At 69.9% G+C, this 18,695-nt stretch carries 16 protein-coding genes and 1 pseudogene; 8 read left to right on the top strand and 9 right to left on the bottom strand.

Going from position 1 to position 18,695, the window contains the following annotated elements; translation table 11 throughout:
• Positions 1-193: 193 nt before the first annotated feature.
• Complete coding sequence (locus VMR06_RS03440) at positions 194-1,021, bottom strand: AraC family transcriptional regulator (RefSeq protein WP_325373015.1); 828 nt, start codon at positions 1,019-1,021, stop codon at positions 194-196.
• Between the two features lie 116 nt (positions 1,022-1,137).
• Here VMR06_RS03440 and VMR06_RS03435 point away from each other — a divergent pair, with 116 nt between their 5' ends.
• Entirely contained in the window at positions 1,138-1,563 is a 426-nt protein-coding gene (locus VMR06_RS03435; RefSeq protein ID WP_325373013.1) for an organic hydroperoxide resistance protein, read from the top strand.
• Between the two features lie 100 nt (positions 1,564-1,663).
• Here VMR06_RS03435 and VMR06_RS03430 read toward each other — a convergent pair whose 3' ends face one another.
• Positions 1,664-2,581, bottom strand: coding sequence for a M14 family metallocarboxypeptidase (locus tag VMR06_RS03430; RefSeq protein ID WP_325373011.1), 918 nt, complete (start codon positions 2,579-2,581; stop codon positions 1,664-1,666).
• Between the two features lie 463 nt (positions 2,582-3,044).
• Between VMR06_RS03430 and VMR06_RS03425 the strand changes: the two genes are divergently transcribed.
• From VMR06_RS03425 to VMR06_RS03415, 3 genes are all read left to right on the top strand, one after another.
• Positions 3,045-4,835 carry a hypothetical protein gene (locus VMR06_RS03425; RefSeq protein ID WP_325373009.1) on the top strand — a complete coding sequence of 597 codons (1,791 nt, stop codon included), beginning with the start codon at positions 3,045-3,047 and terminating at the stop codon, positions 4,833-4,835.
• Positions 4,836-5,374: 539 nt separating this feature from the next.
• Positions 5,375-7,174, top strand: coding sequence for a hypothetical protein (locus VMR06_RS03420; protein ID WP_325373007.1), 1,800 nt, complete (start codon positions 5,375-5,377; stop codon positions 7,172-7,174).
• Between the two features lie 247 nt (positions 7,175-7,421).
• Complete coding sequence (locus VMR06_RS03415) at positions 7,422-7,907, top strand: pyridoxamine 5'-phosphate oxidase family protein (RefSeq protein ID WP_325373005.1); 486 nt, start codon at positions 7,422-7,424, stop codon at positions 7,905-7,907.
• Between the two features lie 234 nt (positions 7,908-8,141).
• On the opposite strand, the gene VMR06_RS03410 is transcribed toward VMR06_RS03415, so the two are convergent.
• The 4 genes and pseudogenes from VMR06_RS03410 to VMR06_RS03395 form a co-directional block, all read right to left on the bottom strand.
• A complete protein-coding gene (locus VMR06_RS03410) occupies positions 8,142-8,462 on the bottom strand; it encodes a DUF1801 domain-containing protein (RefSeq protein WP_325373087.1) in 321 nt (106 codons plus the stop codon).
• Between the two features lie 276 nt (positions 8,463-8,738).
• Positions 8,739-9,176: pseudogene (locus VMR06_RS03405) on the bottom strand (DUF1801 domain-containing protein); the annotation flags it as partial.
• A gap of 154 nt (positions 9,177-9,330) precedes the next feature.
• Positions 9,331-10,233 carry a dienelactone hydrolase family protein gene (locus VMR06_RS03400; RefSeq protein ID WP_325373003.1) on the bottom strand — a complete coding sequence of 301 codons (903 nt, stop codon included), beginning with the start codon at positions 10,231-10,233 and terminating at the stop codon, positions 9,331-9,333.
• A 243-nt stretch (positions 10,234-10,476) separates the two neighbouring features.
• Positions 10,477-11,778, bottom strand: a complete 1,302-nt coding sequence (locus VMR06_RS03395) for a hypothetical protein (RefSeq protein ID WP_325373001.1) — start codon at positions 11,776-11,778, stop codon at positions 10,477-10,479.
• 212 nt (positions 11,779-11,990) lie between these two features.
• On the opposite strand from VMR06_RS03395, the gene rlmF reads away from it, so the two are divergent.
• Positions 11,991-12,923, top strand: a complete 933-nt coding sequence (gene rlmF, locus VMR06_RS03390; RefSeq protein ID WP_325372998.1) for a 23S rRNA (adenine(1618)-N(6))-methyltransferase RlmF — start codon at positions 11,991-11,993, stop codon at positions 12,921-12,923.
• A 103-nt stretch (positions 12,924-13,026) separates the two neighbouring features.
• On the opposite strand, the gene VMR06_RS03385 is transcribed toward rlmF, so the two are convergent.
• Positions 13,027-13,446, bottom strand: coding sequence for an RNA-binding S4 domain-containing protein (locus VMR06_RS03385; protein WP_325372996.1), 420 nt, complete (start codon positions 13,444-13,446; stop codon positions 13,027-13,029).
• A gap of 562 nt (positions 13,447-14,008) precedes the next feature.
• Here VMR06_RS03385 and VMR06_RS03380 point away from each other — a divergent pair.
• Both VMR06_RS03380 and VMR06_RS03375 read left to right on the top strand, forming a co-directional pair.
• Positions 14,009-14,488, top strand: coding sequence for a VOC family protein (locus VMR06_RS03380; protein WP_325372994.1), 480 nt, complete (start codon positions 14,009-14,011; stop codon positions 14,486-14,488).
• A 23-nt stretch (positions 14,489-14,511) separates the two neighbouring features.
• Positions 14,512-15,168 carry a glutathione S-transferase family protein gene (locus tag VMR06_RS03375; protein WP_325372992.1) on the top strand — a complete coding sequence of 219 codons (657 nt, stop codon included), beginning with the start codon at positions 14,512-14,514 and terminating at the stop codon, positions 15,166-15,168.
• A gap of 274 nt (positions 15,169-15,442) precedes the next feature.
• Here the strand turns inward: VMR06_RS03375 and VMR06_RS03370 are convergent, their stop codons facing one another.
• Both VMR06_RS03370 and VMR06_RS03365 read right to left on the bottom strand, forming a co-directional pair.
• Positions 15,443-16,036 carry a hypothetical protein gene (locus tag VMR06_RS03370; RefSeq protein ID WP_325372990.1) on the bottom strand — a complete coding sequence of 198 codons (594 nt, stop codon included), beginning with the start codon at positions 16,034-16,036 and terminating at the stop codon, positions 15,443-15,445.
• A gap of 308 nt (positions 16,037-16,344) precedes the next feature.
• On the bottom strand, positions 16,345-17,727 hold the full coding sequence (locus tag VMR06_RS03365) for a serine hydrolase domain-containing protein (protein WP_325372988.1): 1,383 nt from the start codon (positions 17,725-17,727) through the stop codon (positions 16,345-16,347).
• A 75-nt stretch (positions 17,728-17,802) separates the two neighbouring features.
• Here VMR06_RS03365 and VMR06_RS03360 point away from each other — a divergent pair, with 75 nt between their 5' ends.
• Positions 17,803-18,657 (top strand): helix-turn-helix transcriptional regulator, encoded by an 855-nt coding sequence (locus VMR06_RS03360; protein ID WP_325372986.1) that lies wholly within the window; start codon positions 17,803-17,805, stop codon positions 18,655-18,657.
• Positions 18,658-18,695: the final 38 nt, after the last annotated feature.

Genomic DNA, 18,695 nt, shown 5'->3' with positions numbered 1-18,695 from the left:
TCCGGCATGGACGATCCGCGATCGGCGTACAGGGGCGCCCGGCGCCTGCCGCCGGCGCGCCGGGCGCGCCCTCGCCGTCGGCCCGACGCAGCGCGCGCGTGATTGAGCCAGCTCGGGCCGTTCGCGCCGGCCGCGAATCCTCAGGCCGCGCCGCCGGCACCGTGCGGCCGATCCGACCGCAGCCACGCGCGGCTTACGCGGTCGCCGCGGCACGGCGCCAGGCACGTGGCGGCAGACCGGTCTGCGCCTTGAACGCACGCGAGAACGCCGCCTCGCTACCGTAGCCGATCTCGGCCGCGATCGCCTTGAGCGGCGCGCCGCGGCGCATCGCCTGCTGGGCGAGGCCGATGCGCCATTCGGCCAGGTACTGCGCCGGTGTTCGCCCCATCGCCTCGCGGAACGCGGCCGCGAAGACGCTGCGCGACATGCGCGCCGCGGCGGCCATGCGCTCGAGCGTCCACGGCTCGGCCGGCGCCGCATGCACGGCCGCCAGCGCATGGCGCAGGCGCGGATGGCCGAGGCCGGCGAGCAGCCCCGCCGGCATCCGCCCGCTTTCCATCAGCTGACGCAGCAGCTGGATCAGCACGACCTCGAACAGCCGGTTGACCAGCGCATGGCGTCCGCAGCGCTCGGCGAAGGCCTCTTCGAACAGCAGCGTCAGCACCGGTTCGGCACCGGCGATCCGCGCCAGCGGCATCGCGACGAAGTCCGGCAGCGCCGCGCGCAGCGGATGGCCGCGGCCGCCGTCGAAACGCAGGTTCGCACAGGCGAGCTCGGCGCCGCGCTCGGCGTCGGTCACGAAGCGGTGCGCGAGCGGACGCGCGTATAGCAGCAGGCTCGGTTCGTCGACCTGCACGACGTCCCGGCCGTGGAACACCTCGACCGGACCGCGCCGCACCAGATGCAGCTGGCCGCGGTCGCCCTCGCCGTCGATCGCGTGGATGCCGCACAGCGCGCCGGCATGGAAGACCTCGGCACTTACCGGATAGCGCTCGAGCAGCCCCGCCAATCGATCGACCATCGCATACGCCTGATCAAGTTTTCAGGACTATAACGCGCCTATCGTGCCAGGGATGCGCGGATAGTGCGCTCACCGGCCGCAACGGCCGCCTCCCTACAGACTCGAAAGGAACCGCCATGTCGCTCGACACGATCCTCTACACCGCCACGGCCACCGCCACCGGCGGCCGCGAAGGCCAGGCCACCTCGTCCGACGGGGCGCTCGACGTCAGGCTGTCGACGCCGCGCGCGCTCGGCGGCGCCGGCGGCAGCGGCACCAATCCTGAGCAGTTGTTCGCGGCCGGCTATTCGGCCTGCTTTCTCAGCGCGCTGAAGTTCGTCGCCGGCAAGCAGAAGATCGCGCTGCCGGCCGAAACGACCGTCACCGGCGAGGTCGGCATCGGCCCGCTGCCGACCGGCTTCGGCATCGCCGCGGCGCTGACGATCCGCGTGCCCGGCCTGGCGCGCGATCAGGTCGAGTCGCTGGTCGAGCAGGCGCACATCGTGTGTCCCTACTCGAACGCGACGCGCGGCAACATCGACGTCACGCTGACGGTCGCCTGAGTGCACCGGCGGCGGCGATCGGCGCCGCCGCCGCTCGAGACCAACGCCAGCGTACGCATCGCCGTCGCGACGAGAGCGGCAGCGTCCGCGCTCGCCGCGCTCAGTGCGCCAGCGCAAAGTCGATCGCGGCGGCGACCGCCGCGACCTGGGCGGCATTGCACTGCTCGGGCGTCGCGCGCGGGCTGTCCGGATAGACCTCGGTGGTCGTCGTGAACGGCGCGTCGGTGATGCCGGCGCACAGGCCGAGCTCGCGCACCGGATACAGAATCACGCCCGGCGCGACCATCGGCGAGCCGATGATCGCGCCGTCGCGGTCGGCCGGCGCGATATGCGTGACCTCGGCCACCGCCGCGATCACCGCCTGCTGGAACGCCAGCTGCGGGCGTTCGCTGTCGCCGACGACGTAGAAGCCGTCCGGAATCTCGCCCGGCTCGTGGCGCTTGCCGTCGCGCGCGGCCAGGGCCGGCCGGAATTCCGATTCGTCGCTGTCGGTGGTCTCGTGCAGGTCGACGTGTACGCGCACCCGTCCGCGCCACGGCGCGACCAGCTCGATCAGCGCCGCCGACTCGGCGGCCGGACTATCGGGCCGGAACGACCGGTTCGGATCGACCGCCAGCGGATTCCAGCGATGGATCCGCTCGTAGGCCCAGGGACTGACGCAGGGCGCGACCAGCAGGTTGACGCGCCCGGCGTAGGCGTCGGCGCGGCTTTCGAGGAAGGCCAGCGCGCCATGGACGCCGCTGGTCTCGTAGCCGTGCACGCCGCCGCTGACCAGCACGATCGGCCGGTCGTCGTGCCAGTCGCGGCTGCGCAGCGCCAGCAGCGGATAGACGTCGGGCGCGTAGTCGAGCTGCCCGTACTCGAGCACGTCGAAGCGCGCGCGCAGGCGTTCGATCACGCTGAGCACGTCGTCGGCGTAGCTGCGCCGGCGCGTCTGCTGCGCGCGCCAGGCGGCTTTCTCTGCCGGCCCCCACGGCTGGCCGGGGATACCGATCGGATGGAACGTAGGCGATGACATCGGGCTGGCTACTCGAAACGGAGATGAATTCGGCCGCCGCATCGGCGAACGCGGCGGATGGCGTGCTGCGCATTGTCGCGCAGCGCGCCGCCCGGCGCGCGCTGCATTGGGTACCGCGACGCAGTGGACGCGAGACGCGTCCGCCGCGGCTCGACGCCGCTGGGAGCGCCGCATCGGCCGCGCCCCTCTTTGCGGGCGCTGGCACGAGCGTGCACCGCAACATGGCCCGATCGACCAGCGGGGCCGCGCCCTCGCGAACAATGTGGAAAGATGAACGAGAACCGGTTCCGTTCTGGGGGACCGATCACGCTCCACGCTGGCGCCGGCTGTTAGCGTCGGCCTCGTCATTCTCGACAGCGGGGAGCTCTCGATACCGACTTTCCATCGCACGCCTGCCGGCGGCGCGATGGCTGCGCCGTCCGCGCGCGTACCACCCCCAGCCAGGAAAAGGAGGATAAGGACCATGTTCGCTCGACCTTTGCCCAGCCCCACCGCGTACCGGCCGCACGCCGGCCTGCTCGTCGCGCTGCTGACCACCGGCATCGCCGCCTCGACCGGCTTCGCGCAACCGGCCGCGTTGAAACCCGACCCCTTGCCGATCGCCGAGACCGTCTCGATCACCGCGCTGCCGCGCCCCTCCGACCAGGGCCACACGGCCCGGCTCGACGTCCGCTACGAGAAGGGCCAGCGGCTGCCCGAGCGCATCGAGATCCAGGTCCAGGACCGGCCGGTCTACCTGCAGCGTGATCCGCGGGATCCGGACGTCTATGCCGGCACGGTGCCGTTCGACTTCGACCGGTTCGTCGCCGAGCAGGCGCGCCGCAAGAACCTCGCTGCGCAGGGCAAGGCGCCGGTCTTCCACGGCCGCGAGATCGTCGACCATCGCCCGGTGGCGTTTCTCGATCCCGCCACGCTGACGCGGCAGATCGGCTCCGGCACACCGATCCGCATTCCGAAGGACGTCGTCACCGGCACCGCCGGCCTGCTCAGCGCCGAGCGCTCGCTGATGGTCGTGCATCCGCTGGTCGTCGAGGACCCGACGCGCACCTTCGACGCCTGCACGAATACCGGCAATCCGACCGGCGTGTGGACGTTCGCGCACCTGATGTCGGAGATGGCCAACCAGCCGCTGACCGGCATCGATCCGGCCGACTTCGTCGAGGACTGGCTCAAGAGCTGGGTCAATACCACCTTCGTCAATTCGTTCGAGATCACCGAGCGCGACCTCATCATCAACTCGGTGATCAATCCGTGGCCGCGCGACGGCTCGGGCCGGCTCAAGCTCGAGCAGTCGCCGATGCGCCTGCTGGCGATCGTCAATCGCGTGGATCTGCGCAAGAACGCCGTCTACGGCGGCGGCAGCGCCGGCGAGGGACGCTTCGTGTTCGGCATCATGCGGCGCCTTCCCGGCGGCGGCTGTGCGCTGATGCGCTCGACCGTGATCCTCGAATACGGCGTGCCGATCCGCGGCTGCACCGCGGTGCAGGACTACGGCACGCAATGGCATGCGCTGGACGGTCTGCCGCTCGGCTCGCTGGCGTACAACGCCGCGCTCGAGGACATCACCGAGCAGTTCACCAAGGCCAATGCGGCGCCCGGCAAGCCCAACGGCAGCGCGATCAACCAGATCCGCACCAACGAGAACGCGCTCGATCCGCTGTGGGAGCTGCGCGAATTCGGCCTGGACGGCTCGAGTCATCTGCTGGTGCTCAAGTCCACCGAGATGACGCCGCACCGCCCCACCTACAATCCGTTCCCGGCGCCGCACACGACGACGCTGCTGGCCGATTTCATCAACACGAACGAGGCGGCGATCCTCGCCGGCACCTATACGGTACCGGATACGTTCCTCGGCCAGCCGTTCCTGACCGGCTCGTCGTTGAATCCGAGCACGTCGCCGAGCTTCGTCTGGAAGCATCCGGGCGTCAGCAACAACGAGGCGCGCCATCTGTTCTCGCTCAATACCTGCGATTCGTGCCACGGCGGCGAGACCGGCACCACGACGTTCCTGCACATCGAGCCGCGCAGCATGGGCTCCGAGGCCGGCCTGTCGCGCTTCCTGACCGGCAGCCCCGGTTCGGTCGCGAGCCCCGGCACGTTCACGATGCCCGACCCGGTCTCCGGCGTGCCGCGCACGTTCGGCGATCTGCTGCATCGCGAAGCCGATCTCGACGCCCTGGTCAGCATGAGCTGCCCGTCCGGCGGTCTGGTCGGCGGACTGTTCGCGACGGCGACGGCCGCCAAGACGCACTAGCGCGCCGCGGAGCGCAACGCGCACGGATCCACGGACGGATACCGCAGCGGAACCCATCGCAAGCACGATGGGTTCCGCTGGCGGGTGCGCCGACAGCGTGCGCCGCGCGACGCTGCGGCCGCAGCCTGCACCGGATCGTACCCAATCGGCCTGGGCCGGCCAGGTCGACAGCGCCTGTCCGGCATTGCCGACCGGCGCCACGGTGATCGCCGCTGCGGCGCAGATACGGTACGGGACGGCATTGCATTCATTGCATTCGGAACGACGGCCCCGTCCGCACAAATGACGGGGTATTGGCATTCGGGCCGATATCGAATCGCCATTCGCCTCCATTCCCGATCGGCTCAATTGACATAAGCCGATTCAATTTGTGTACTATTTCACAATTGATCCGTAATTCGACTGTTAGCTTCGATCGGACCAGGGGACACGCAATACGGGGAAAACCAGTAGGACTCGTCTTTTCGCAGGCCAGTGGCCGGCGATGGACGCGCTGTCGCGCTCGCAAAAACCCATTCAGCCAGGAAGAGGAGGAAGAGATGCGCATGCTCGAAAAACCCTTGCCCAGCCACGCCACCCGCCGCCGCGCCGCACTCGTGCTCGCCGCGATGCTGATGACCGGCATCGCCGGCCAGTCGGCGATCGCGCAGGATCCCAAGCCCGATGCGATGGTCGCGTTTCCGCCGACCGAGAAGATCACGCTGACCGCGCTGCCGCGCGTCACGCCCGAGGGCAATACCGCGCGGATCGAGGTCCGCTACGAGAAAGGCCATGAGCTGCCGTCGGCGATTCCGCTGCGCCTGGCCGGTGGCTCGATCGCGCTGCGCCAGGATCCGCGAAATCCCGATGTCTTCTTCGCCGAAGTGCCGTTCGATTTCGAGGCCTTCGTCGCCGAACAGGCGCGCCGCAAGGAACAGGCGTTCGAGCTCGACAAGCAGCCGGTCTTCGACGGCCGCCATATCGTCGACCACCGCCCGATCGCCTATCTCGATCCGGAGCTGCTGACCCGCCTGATCCGCGAAGGCGCGCCGATCGACATACCCGAGGACGTCACCGCAGGCGCTGCGGCGCTGATCAGTGCACCGCACTCGCTGATGGTCGTGCATCCGCGCGTCGTCGAGGACCGGGACCGCACGTTCGACGCCTGCTCCGGCTTCGGCAATCCGAACGGCGTGTGGACGTTCAACCGCCTGATGACCGACATGGCCAACCAGCCGCTGACCGGCATCCATCCGGCCGAGTTCGTCGAGCAATGGCTCAAGAGCTGGCTCGACACGCAGAACGTCAACACCTTCGACATCGACAAGCGTCCGGAGATGTTCGACCAGGTCCTGAAGTTCTGGCCGCGCGACTCCAAGGGCCGCCTGGACCTCAAGCGCTCGCCGATGCGCCTGCTCGCGATCGTCAACCGCCTCGACCTGCGCAAGAACCTCGTCTACGGCGGCGGCAGCGCCGGCGAAGGCCGCTTCGTGTTCGGCGTGATGCGCCGTCACGAGGACGGCAGCTGCGACGTCATGCCGTTCACGGTGATCCTCGAGTACGGCGTGCCGCTGAACAAGTGCGAGGACGTACGCACGTACGGGCAGAAGTGGAAGGACCTGGACTCGCTGCTGCTCGGTTCGAGCGCGTACAACGCGGCGCTGCAGAACCTCACCGACGTGTTCGCCACCGCCAACGCCGCGCCCGACAAGCCCAACGGCAGCGCGATCAATCAGGTGCGCACCAACGAGAACGCGCTCGATCCGCTGTGGGAGCTGCGCGAGTTCCATCTCGGCGACACGCCCGGTCAGCTCGAGACCGCGTCCACCGAGCTCACGCCGCACCGGGCCACCTACAATCCGACGCCGCTGCCGCACACGACCACGCGGCTGGCCGACTTCATCAACCTCAACGAGGCCGACATCCTGGCCAATACCTACGATGTGCCGGAGATCTTCATGGGCCGGCCGTTCCTGACCGGCGCCGCGCTCAATCCGGACACCTCGGCCTCCTCGGTCTGGGATCATCCGCTGGTGACCAACAACGACGCGCGCCACATGATGTCGCTGAACACCTGCGACTCGTGCCACGGCGGCGAGACGCAGACCAAGTTCCTGCACGTCGAGCCGCGCAATATGGGCTTCCAGGCCGCGCTGTCGCGCTTCCTGGTCGGCGATCCGGGCACGGTGGCCACGCCCGGCACGTTCACGATGCCCGATCCGGTATCCGGCGTGCCGCGCACGTTCGGCGACCTGCTGCATCGCCAGGCCGATCTCGACGCACTGGTCGGATCCAGCTGCGACGCCGGCGGTCTTGCCGAAGCCCTGTCCAAGCCGGTGGCGGCGCCGCGAACGCACTGAAGCGGCGGCAATCGCCCTGCGAGCCCGGCGCCATGCCGGGCTCGCTTTTTTGGGGCCCCTTCCGCGCCCCGCATCGCATCGCTTCCGCGTACGCCGCACCGTTCGCTGATCGATCGCTCGGTCGCCGGGCACGCGTTCAAGTGAATGCCGGCCTTCCGTCACAGCCGAGGATTGCAGCCGCGTTCACGGCCGAATGTCTAGAACGGCGTCCCGCGCGTCGCACGACGCATTCGACGGAGACTCCGCCATGGCGACACCGCAGGAACTCGAAGCCAGGCTCTGGAAGGCACTCAAATCCGACCGCACGCTGATGCTCGGCGTCGACGGTGTCGAGGATGGACATTCGCGCCCGATGACCGCCCTGGTCGAAGGCGAGTCCGGACCGATCTGGTTCTTCACCGGCCTGCCCAATGCCGTTGCCGAACACGCCAGGCGCGACGACGCCCGCGCGATCGCGGCTTTCAGCTCGAAGGGCCACGACCTGTTCGCGAGCATCCACGGCACGCTGAGCCTCTCGCGCGACCGCGACGTGATCGACCGGTTGTGGAATCCGTACATCGCGGCCTGGTTCGAAGGCAAGAACGACCCCAAGCTGGTGCTGCTGCGCTTCGATCCGGAGCGCGCCGAGGTCTGGCTCAACGAGTCGAGCCTGCTGGCCGGCGTGAAGCTGCTGTTCGGCGTCGATCCCAAGCGCGATGCGCAGGACAAGGTGGCGACGGTCGATCTGCGCTGAGGCGCCCAGATCGCCATCGGCGTGGCGGGGCCGCTTCGCGCGGCCTCTTCACGCCGAACACGCGTCGACGCCGTTGACGTGCCCAGTTTTGAAAAGGGAAGCAGCCAGTCTCGATACGTCGAGCTCAGGCTGGGCGATCAGTCCGATGAGCTGCGCGGTTCTCGAGTCGACCGCGACGTACCTGCTGCGAGGCTGCGTCCGCCTCGGCGGGGTACACGTCCGCGTTCTGTCGCTTCACATGCGCTCGCCCGGCAGCCGGCTGGCCTGGCGCACCCAGTCGACGAAACGGGTCTCGTCGATCGGCTCGTCTTCGCGGATGTCGAGGTAGCGCGTGTCGGCGCTCTTCGACTGACCAGGCGGCGGCGGACGCAGCCGCGCGCCGCGGAAGAACGACACCTTGACGTAGTGCGTATAGCAGTGGATGCCGAGGAACCAGCCCTGCCCTTCGACGCCGTACAGCGGCGAGTTCCATTTGACGGCCTTGGCGACGCCGGGCACGGCGCGCACGATCAACGCATCGAGCTGCCGGCCGATGGCGCGCTTCCAGCCCGGCATCGCGTCGATGTAGGCCTGCACCGGCGCATCGCCGTAGCCCTTGGCGATCTGCGGATTGCCGCCGGCGAGCAGGACCGGCCCGGCGGGCGCCGGCTCGATGAGGGGCGATCCCGATGCCGGCTTGCGCGCGGCGGCCGGTCCAGTACCGGCTTTCGGCGTTGCGGTGTTCCGGGAGGCGGCCTTCTTCGCGCGGCGGTCGGCCGTCTGCGGCCTTGGCGCTGTCGCCGCAGCGTCGGAGTCCTTCGCCGATGAACTGCGCCGGGCGGTCTTGCCCGCCTTGGCCGTCCCGACGTTCAAGCCTACGGCCGCGCGCAGCAGCGCCTTGAACGCCGCTGCGTCGATGGTGTCGCCTTCATGCAGATCGATCGCGCGCCGCGTGCCGCCGTCGAGGCTGGCGTTGAAGAGACCCGCCGGATCTTCCAGCGCCGCGCCTTTCGCGAACGTCAGCTTGAGGGTGGTCTTGTAGGTCTCGCCGGTGCACAGGATGCCCGCATGCGACCATACCGGCACGCCGCGCCACTTCACTTCCTCGACGACCGCCGGATCGGCCTCGTGCACGAGCGTGCGGACGCGCGCGAGCATCGCGCCGCGCCAGTCGCCGAGCGCCGCGATACGCGCGTCGATCTGCTGCGAGGCGGTGCCGGCCGCCGCATCTGCGCTCTCGCCGGAACGATCGCCGGCTGTCGGACCGGAGCTCGCCGATGTCTTCTTCATGAGAATCCTCGCGCGGATCGGGCTGTGCTACCGCGAACGGCGACAGCGCAAGCGGGCTGCCGATGGTTCAACGGCAAGGACGAATGCGCAAGACGCGGCGCGGCAGTGCGCCGGGCGCGCGCGGCGACCCGGCGCCGAGTCCGTCGGCCCCCGCTCAGACGCGACGCAGACGCCGCTCGAACAGCGCCAGGGTGCGCTTCCAGGCTTCCTTCGCGGCCGCCTCGTCGTAGCGCGGCGTGGTGTCGTTGTGGAAACCGTGCTGGGTGCCGGCCGGCTGGTACAACGCATAGGTCACGCCGGCCTGGTCGAGCGCGGCCCGGTACGGCGGCCAGCTCGCATTGACGCGCGGATCCTCGCCGGCCAGCACGATGAACAGCTCGGCCTTGATCTTCGGCACGCTCTCCACGGCCGGCGCCGCGCCGTAGAACGGTGCCGCCGCCGCGACGTACGGCAACTCGGCCGCGAGGAAATTGGTCATCGCGCCGCCGTAGCAGAAGCCGACCACGCCGAGCCGGCCGCTGCCGCCGTCGATGCCGCGCAGGAATGCCGCCGCAGCCAGGAAGTCCTCGCGCGTCCTGGCCTGGTCGAGCTTCGGAAACAGCTCGCGCGCCTTGTCCTCGTCGCCCGGATAGCCGCCGAGCGGATGCAGCGCATCGGGCGCGAACGCGATGTAGTTCTTAAGCGCCAGGCGCCGCGTCACATCCTCGATGTGCGGATTGAGACCGCGGTTCTCGTGGATCACCAGCACGGTCGGCAGCGGCCCTTTTGCCTTGGCCGGCCGCGCCAGATAGCCGCGCGCCTCGCCGTAGCCGTCGGGCGATTCGAACTGCCGATAGCTCGTCGAGAGCCGCGCATCGTCCGGCGCGACCTGCTGCGCGGCGGCGAAACGCGGGCTCAGCGCCGCGAGCAGGCCGGCCGCGGTCGTCGCACCGGTCGCGAAGCGCGCGGCCCCGGTCAGAAAGCCACGCCGATCGATCAGCCCGTGCACGTACTGGTCGAACAGCGCCAGCACCTGCGGATCGAAATCGGCGGCGGTCGGTTTGCGCGGTGGCGTCATGGTGGGCCTCGGATGGCGGCAGAGGGAGTCGCGTCACCTTAGCGCAAGTCCTGCCCGGCATCGCGGCCGCCGCACGATCCGGACGCAGTCATGCGCCGTGATCGATCCTTCGATCGCGCCTGCCTGCGAGACGATGCGTCGCATCCACGGCACTCGGATGCGGGCGGAGGTCATTCGGCGCCCCTGAGCCGCTGCGGGCGAACGCCGCCGCACGACCGACGCGGCGCGGAACCGGTCGCGCCGTCAGCGCGCCGGCTCCAGCCGATGCCCCGACACGCCGAGGTCGCGCTCGGGGTCGAAACTGCCGTCATTGGTCATGAACTGGCGGCCGTCGCCGAGCTGCCAGGCATGCGCGTAGTGGATCGGCAGGTCGACCGCGCGGCCCGACGCCGGGTCGCGCCAGGGCTGTACCTCCTGGATCGCGTCGATCGTCGCGGCATGGATGCGCGCATCGGTGGCGCCGGTGTCGGCGACGATCTGCTGGTTGATCCGGCCGATGTCGGCGATCGTATCCATGCGGATCCGGTGCCGGGCCGCCATGCCGGCCAGCGAGATCTCGTTCATGCGGCGCGCATGCCACTGCTGGATCGACGCGACCTGGCGCTGGTTGACGCGCTCGACGTGCTGCGCCGACCAGGCCGTCATCCGCTCGGCCCAGGCCTGCTCGTAGCGTCCGGAGCGGCGCATGCGCTCGAGCAGCGCCTCGTCGAGCAGGCCGTCCGGCGCGCGCAGCGCGATGCCGGTCTCGGACCACGCGGCGATCGTGCCCTGCAGCTCGGAGAACGTCACGCTGGCGACGATCGACTCGCGCATCTCCTGTCCCTGTAGGCGATAGCCGATCAGCAGTTCGCCCGATTCGTGGCGCAGGCGCGTCGGCGACGCCTGGCCGCTCTGCCGCGCCGCGGCCGCCTGCTGCGCGACCAGATCGGGGCGGTCGCGATAGCCGAGCACGCGCGCGTCCGGCCGCGCGCTGCGCGTCAGCTGCTCCAGGTAATCGCGCACCGACACCATCGGCGCGGCCGGGCACGGATTGAGCGGCACGACGCCGCCCGGTGCCGACTGCACCTGCCAGGACAGCTTCGGCAGCAGCGAGACCTCGTACAGACCGTCGGGCGAGGCGGCGCTCCAGTCGAATGCGTGCGTATTACCGATGCATTCGACCTCGCGCCGCCAATCGACGCCGCCGCGTGCGATCCAGCCGGCCGGCACCTCGATCGTCAGCGCCGGCAGCGGCTCGCCGAAACCGGCCGTATCGATGACCTGCACGCGCTCGAGCCGGTCGACCGAGGGCTTCGACGCCTGCGCGCGGCGCTGCGTCTCGCGATCGATCGACGCGCGGTCGAAGAACAGACCCTTGGCATGCGTCTGGACGATGCGGCCGGCGGCCGGCCCGGCCATCCCATGACCGGCCCCGTCGGGCGCCGCGGCAGCCATGGCCGCTGCGAGCGGCGGCGCCTGCGCGGCATCGCCGCCCGGGTGCGAGCATGCGGCCAGCGCAGCCAGCATAGCCCACGTGAATACCTGAATAGAGGTGCGCTTGGACATGGTTCGGCGGCTCCCGGCCGGTGATCGGCCCGTTCCGATCGCTATGCGCGAAGCGGCGCAGAACCGGCTCGCGGCGCACCGATGCCGGCATCGACACGCGCCCGCTCGCAACAGCCGAGGCGATCCGCGGCTCACACCTGCGCCCGCCGATCGCGTCTAATCCGCGCATGAGGCCTCCACCCCGACGACCGCCCGCCACGCGCAGCGCTGCCGTGCGCCCAGCGTTGCATCCGCGCAACCGCCATCCGGGCCGCTACGACTTCGCGCGGCTGACGCGCGCCTGCCCGGCGCTGAAGGCGTTCCTGATCCGCACGCCGGCCGGCGATACTAGCATCGACTTCGGCGACGCCGCCGCGGTGCGCACGCTGAACCGCGCGCTGCTCGCGGCCGACTACGGCATCGCGCACTGGGCGCTGCCCGACGGCTATCTATGCCCGCCGATTCCCGGCCGCGCCGACTATCTACACGGACTGGCCGACCTGCTCGCCGAGAGCGAGGGCGGCGAGGTGCCGCGCGGACCGGCGATCCGCGTGCTCGACATCGGCGTCGGCGCCAGCTGCATCTATCCGCTGCTCGGCCATGCCGAGTACGGCTGGCACTTCGTCGGCAGCGAGATCGACGCGACGGCGCTGCAGGCGGCGCGCGCGATCGTGCAGGCCAACGGCCTCGATGCGGCGATCGCGCTGCGGCAGCAGCCCGCGCGCGACCGGCTGTTCGCCGGCGTGGTACGCGCGGACGAGCGCTTCGACCTGACGATGTGCAATCCGCCGTTCCATGCCTCGGCTGCGGAGGCCGCCGCCGGCAGCCGCCGCAAGTGGCGCAACCTCGACCGCGCGCCGGCACGCGGCACCCGGCAGCCCGCGCTGAACTTCGGCGGCCGCGCCACCGAACTGTGGTGCCCGGGCGGCGAGGCCGCGTTCGTCGGCCGCATGATCGAGGAGAGCGCCGGCTTCCGGGATCGGGTGCGCTGGTTCAGCAGCCTGGTCGCGAAGTCCGAGCACCGCGCCGCGCTCAAGCGGCGGCTGCATCAGGCCGGCGTGCAGGACGTGCGCGAGGTGCCGATGGCCCAGGGCAGCAAGCAGAGCCGGTTCATCGCCTGGACGTTTCTGGACGCTGCACAGCACGAAACGTGGCGCGCTCGCTGAAGCCCGGTTACGCCGGACCGCGCAATGCGGACCGATGCGCGCGCCGATCTCGGCCAGACGCAGCGAGCCGTATGCGCCGACCGGCGTGCCGCGACGCCGCGCGTCACAGCGCGTCGATGTCGCCGAGCAGGCGGATCAACCGGCGCGCCCGCTTGTCGGGGCGCTGCTGCGGCGGCTGATAGCCGGCGCGCGCGGCACGCAGATCGGCCAGACGCGCCTCGCGCGCCTGGCGCGATGCCTCCGACTCGGTGTACAGCAGGCGCGCGCCGGCGGCCGGCCCGCGCGTATCGGACAGGCCCGCCACGCCGATCTCGAAGATCTCCTCGCCGCGCACGATGCGCAGTGCGTCGCCGATCCGGACGCTGCGCGAGGGCTTGGCGCGCTGGCCGCCCACCTCGATCTTGCCGGTCTCGATCGCCTGCTTGGCGAGGCTGCGCGTCTTGAAGAAGCGCGCGGCCCATAGCCACAGGTCCAGACGGACTGCGGCCGGGGCCGCTTCGTTTCGGGATTCGGAGGATGTCATCGATCGAGTGCAGCGGCGACGCCCGGGTTCGGTCTCCGGCGCGGCGCCTGAACGGATAGGCGAGAACGAGGCGCGACATCGTCCACCGCGTGACGGCCACGGTCAATCTCGGACCATGCTGCGTTCAGCTGCGCGATCGGTTCGCGTGGGGCCGCACCGGCAGCGCGTCCGCATCGCGCCCGACCGCTGCGGCGACGCGCCCTGGCCCCCATCGTATGGTGCGCGTTCGGCCGGCCGGGCGCTCACACCGCCGAACCATGGCACGTCTTTGCGTGTAAGCGCGCCCTCGACCGTTCACGCCGCCATCGTCGGTCTGCGGCGAGCCGGCGCCTCTCGAGCGGCCGTGCGGTCGTACCCGCGTCGAGCGGCGGCGCCCCGGCCGGTATCGGCTCGGCCGGATGCGGCACCGGTGACGCCCTCATCGCCGGCGTGCCGACCGCCGCTGCACCGGATTGTCGATCTGGCGCATGTCCGTTCGTCGGCAGAATGGACACCGCATTCAGGTCGCATCCGCGAATCTGAAGCAGGGCCAGCCGGTCCCCCCTCATCCTGGAGCCAAACCATGATTTCGAAGAACACCATCTGCCTGTGGTACGACGGCACGGCGCTCGAAGCGGCCACGTTCTACGCCGAGACGTTTCCCGACAGCGCGGTCAAGGCGGTCCACCGCGCGCCCGGCGACTTCCCGTCCGGCCAGCAGGGCGACGTGCTGACGGTCGAGTTCACCGTGCTCGGCATCCCCTGCCTCGGCCTCAACGGCGGTCCGGCGTTCAAGCATAGCGAGGCGTTCTCGTTCCAGGTCGCGACCGACGACCAGGCCGAGACCGACCGGCTGTGGAACGCGATCGTCGGCAACGGCGGCCAGGAGAGCGCCTGCGGCTGGTGCAAGGACAAGTGGGGCCTGTCGTGGCAGATCACGCCGCGCGTGCTGACCCAGGCCTACACCAGCGCCGATCCGGCGGCCGCCAAGCGCGCCTTCGACGCGATGATGACGATGCGCAAGATCGACATCGCCGCGATCGAGGCGGCGCTGCGCGGCTGACGCCGGCCACCGCAAGGGCAACCATGAAACCGATCCTGACCGCCTTCGAACGTTCGCCCGACCGCGGCAGGGGCCTGGCGCGCGACGTGCGCGTGCGCTGGGCACTGGAGGAGGCCGGCGTGGACTACGACGTGCGCCTGCTCTCGTTCGAGGCGATGAAGCAGCCCGCGCATCTCGCGCTGCACCCGTTCGGTCAGATCCCCACCTACGAGGACGACGAGCGGGTGCTGTTCGAGTCCGGCGCGATCGTGCTGCATCTGGCCGAGCATCATCCCGGCCTGCTGCCGGCGGACGCCGCCGCGCGCGCTCGCGCGGTCGCCTGGCTGTTCGCCGCGCTCAATACGGTCGAGCCGCCGATCGTCGAACGCGGCATGGCGCTGCTGTTCGAGCGCGACCAGCCCTGGTACGCCGAGCGCATGCCGATGCTCGAGCAGCGCGTCGATATGCGGCTGGCGCAGCTGTCGGCCCGGCTCGGCGATGCCGACTGGCTCGACGGCGCCTTCAGCGCCGGAGACCTGATGATGGTGTCGGTGCTGCTGCGGCTGGGCCGGCCGGGGCCGCTCGACGCCTATCCGAACCTGTCCGCGTACGTCGCACGCGGCGAGGCCAGGCCGACCTACCGGCGTGCGTTCGCCGAGCAGCTGGCGGTGTTCAATCGAAGTGCCGACCCGAGCGGCTGAGACGGCGAATGGCGCGGGCGGGCCGGGTCCGGTCGCGTCCGAACGGAGGTGTGCGGCAACCGCGCACTCTCAACCCGTCGCGTGAGTACCCCTCGTCAAACGCTCGCGGATTGGCGGTGGCTGCCGACCTCGCTCCGATCCGCTGTGCGGGGCGCGGCCCGTCCGCAGCGATGCCGTACATCGTGCTCATCGAGGCAGATGGAAGTTTACGTACTGCCCCTCCCGCTCTTTGGATCGGGCAAAGACACTGCAGCAGCTTGCCGATACCACAGGATCAATTCAGGCGCCGTCCCGACTCGAGCGTCACGGGCATACTGAAAGCAGGATCCGTCGCATCGACGGCGGCGAGACGCTGCGTCAAATCCTCGTCGGTCAGAGCGCCCTCGCGATGCAGCCATCTGAACCGGCTGCGGCACTGGTCCGGCGATTCGTTCGTCGGCATGAAATCGTACTCGCGCCGCAGATGAGCGGCGCGACGCTTCGCGATTTCATCCAGTACGGTCGAGCCTTGCGAATCGTCGATCACGAAGATGTTGCCGTGTCGGGTCGGCACGACCGTGAAGCGAGTCGAGCGCACGCGATAGATGACATAGCACGCCGCACCGATTGCGAGCCAGATCGAGAATTGGGGTCCCTTCTCGCTGGCAAAGCTCAGCGCCGTCAGTACCGTCCCGAGCGCCAGCCATAACAGTCCGGCGTTGCGAAGCCACTGGTTGCGCTCAATCAAAGTTTGCCGATCGCGGCTGATGTCCTCGTAGCGGACTGAGAACGAACGACCGCCGGAACTGTCCTCCAGTCCATAGTCGAGCTCCTCTTCACCGAAGTTGAAACGGATTCTGTTGGAATTTTTGGCTTGCTTGATTTCCATCGCTGCCCCGTGCCTGCACTCTCCTGGCCATCCATCCGCCTACTGGATCGACGGCTGAGTGTTCAGAGCGTACCGCATGCCGACCGGTGGCGCCGAGCATGCGTTCGGCACGCCATATCACCGACAATGAGGGCCGCAGGCAAACCGGATCGGCTCCGCCGGATTTGACACCGCTAGGACGCACTGCCTACCTCCCATCTGCGACCAAGGAAGACGCGTCGTATGCGGTCGCATCAGTCGCGGACCGGCCTCTTCAATCCGATTCGCCGTCAAACTCAGATCAGATGGCGAGGCCTCTCCGAACGGCCTCAATCTGCGGCTCGCTCGAATCGCAGGCGCCGCACGCGGTTACCGAAGCTGACCATCAACGTGTCCGCCGTCGCCTCCAGACGCAACGGCCCGGTGACCAGTCCGCCGTCCGCAGCGAGCTCGAGCCCGCCCCAATCCTCGACGATCGGCCCGGCAGCCAGCGGCGACCGTATCGTGACCTGGACGCCGTCGCCCGCGGCACGGATCGTGTAATCGATCCGCGTTTCCGGCGAGCGCCAATGGCCGACCAGCGCCGCGATCGCCTCGCTCGAGGCTGGCGGCGCCTCCTTGCGCGGCAAGCGAGCGGCCGACGCCTGGGGCTCGGGCCTTGCGCGGTTCGACAGACGCTCGGCGATCGCATCGGGATTCACGTCGCTGCGATTGCACAGCACGATCGCGCCGACCGATGCCTCGGCCTGTCGCAGGTACTGCGCGCGGAATCCCTCGGAACCGCCGTCATGGCTCAGCCACAGCACACCGTCGCGCCGTTCCAGGCCGACGCCGGCGCCGTACGGCGTGCCGAACTCCGGCAGCACGGCCGTCTCGCCGTTCGACAGCCGACCGGGTTCGAAGAACATCGCCTTGACTGCCGGCGACCAGACGCCCTCGCCGCTGCGAAATGCCGCATCGAAGCGGACCAGATCGCGAACCGTCGTCACCAGTCCGCCCGAGCCCGGCAGGCTGGGCTGGTCGTCGGCGATGCGGAAGCCGCCGGAGCGCAGCGGCCGGTAACCGTGCGCGATCGGCGTGCGCGCATCGAATCCGGTGTCGCGCATGCCGAGCGGCGCGAAGAGCTCCTCGTGCGTGAAGGCCGCGAGCGACCGGCCCGACACCCGCTCGACGAGCTGCGCCAGCATCAGATAATGGCCGTTGGAGTAGCGCGCCTGGCTGCCGGGCGCAAAGTTGTTCGAGTCCAGGCCGCGCATCATCGCGAGCACCGCGTCCGGCACGACCTCGGCCATGCGCTCGATGCCGGCCAGTGCCATCAGCGAGGTGTGGTCGCGCACGCCGGCGGTCTGGTTCAGCAGCTGGCGCACCGTCGCGCCCTGCAGGGCGCCGGCCAGATCGGGCAGCCAGCGTTCGGCCGGCTCGTCGAGCCCGACGCGCCCCTGATCGACCAGTCTCAGGACCGCCAGCGCCGTGAACTGCTTGGATGCCGAGGCGATCAGGAAACGCGTGTCGCGGGTGATCGGCACGCCCGCCTCGAGGTCCGCGTAGCCGGCCGCGTCGAAGGACGCGCCTGCCGTTCCCAGCGTCGCGACCGCACAACCGGGCTGGCGGCCTTCGCGCAATGCCGCGAGCGGACCGCGATGGACGCAGCCGGCTGCCAGTAGCGAGGCGAGACATGTCACGACGAGCAGCTCGATCCGCATTGCGTTCATATGGACCTCCGGACCCGGCGAATGCTAGCGTCCGGCTCCGGCTGAGCGCCTGTAGATTTCGGAACCGGTATCCACGTGTCCGCCCTGCCCCTCTCGTTGCGGATGGATTGGCGGCCGGCCGCGCCCGATCTGCGCCGATTCGTCACCGCGTTCGCGGAACGCCGCGATGCGGCCGCATGCGAATCGATGCGCGAGCTGCCGGTACCGGTACCGCTGCTGCAGATCATGCTCGACTCGGACTTCTGTCTGGCCGGCACGCACGGCTACGAAGCCGCGCCGAGAGCGGCCTTGTGGGGTCCGACATCGACTACCGCCCGGTCGCGGACGTGCCGTCCGCTGCATGTCTTCGTGGCCGCGCTGACCGTTCGCGGCGCGGTCGCTCTGGGCCGATCTGCAGCGGGCTGCCTGGCCGACTCCCGGACGCCGCTGGATGCGCTGCTGTCCGCCGCGTCGCGCCGGCTGTACGCCCGCGTCGAGGATGCGTCCAGTTTCGAAGGCCGGGTCGCCGCGACCGAACACTGGCTGCGCGAGACGTTCCGCGATGCGGCCCGGGCCGACCCGGCCGTCACGACGATCGAGGCGATGCTCGATCATCGCCTCCACGGCCCGGTGTCCGGCATCGCGCACGCAGCCGGCGTTTCCGAGCGCGCACTGCACAAGCGCTGCGAGCGTCTGATCGGACTGTCGCCGAAGCGGCTGCTGCGGATCGCGCGTCTGCAGCGCGTGCTGGCCGCCGTGCATCCTTCGCCGTGGCTGAGGCGCGCCAGTCCGGACCAGGTCCGGCTCGAGTTCACCGACGACGCGCATCTGGTCCACGACTTCAAGAGCCTGACCGGCCTGACGCCGTCGGCGTATCGCCATGCCAAACTCGCCAGCGGCGACCGGCTGGTGCACACGCTGATCGACGCTCCGGTCTCCTCCGGTTCCTGATCGGGCCGCCGATGCGCATCGGTCGCGCCGAGCGGATC

This window comes from Dokdonella sp., from assembly GCF_035511235.1.
Classification (GTDB): domain Bacteria; phylum Pseudomonadota; class Gammaproteobacteria; order Xanthomonadales; family Rhodanobacteraceae; genus Dokdonella.
Note: the sequence above shows the minus strand (reverse complement) of the source record. Positions and strands in the feature narration are given on the sequence as shown.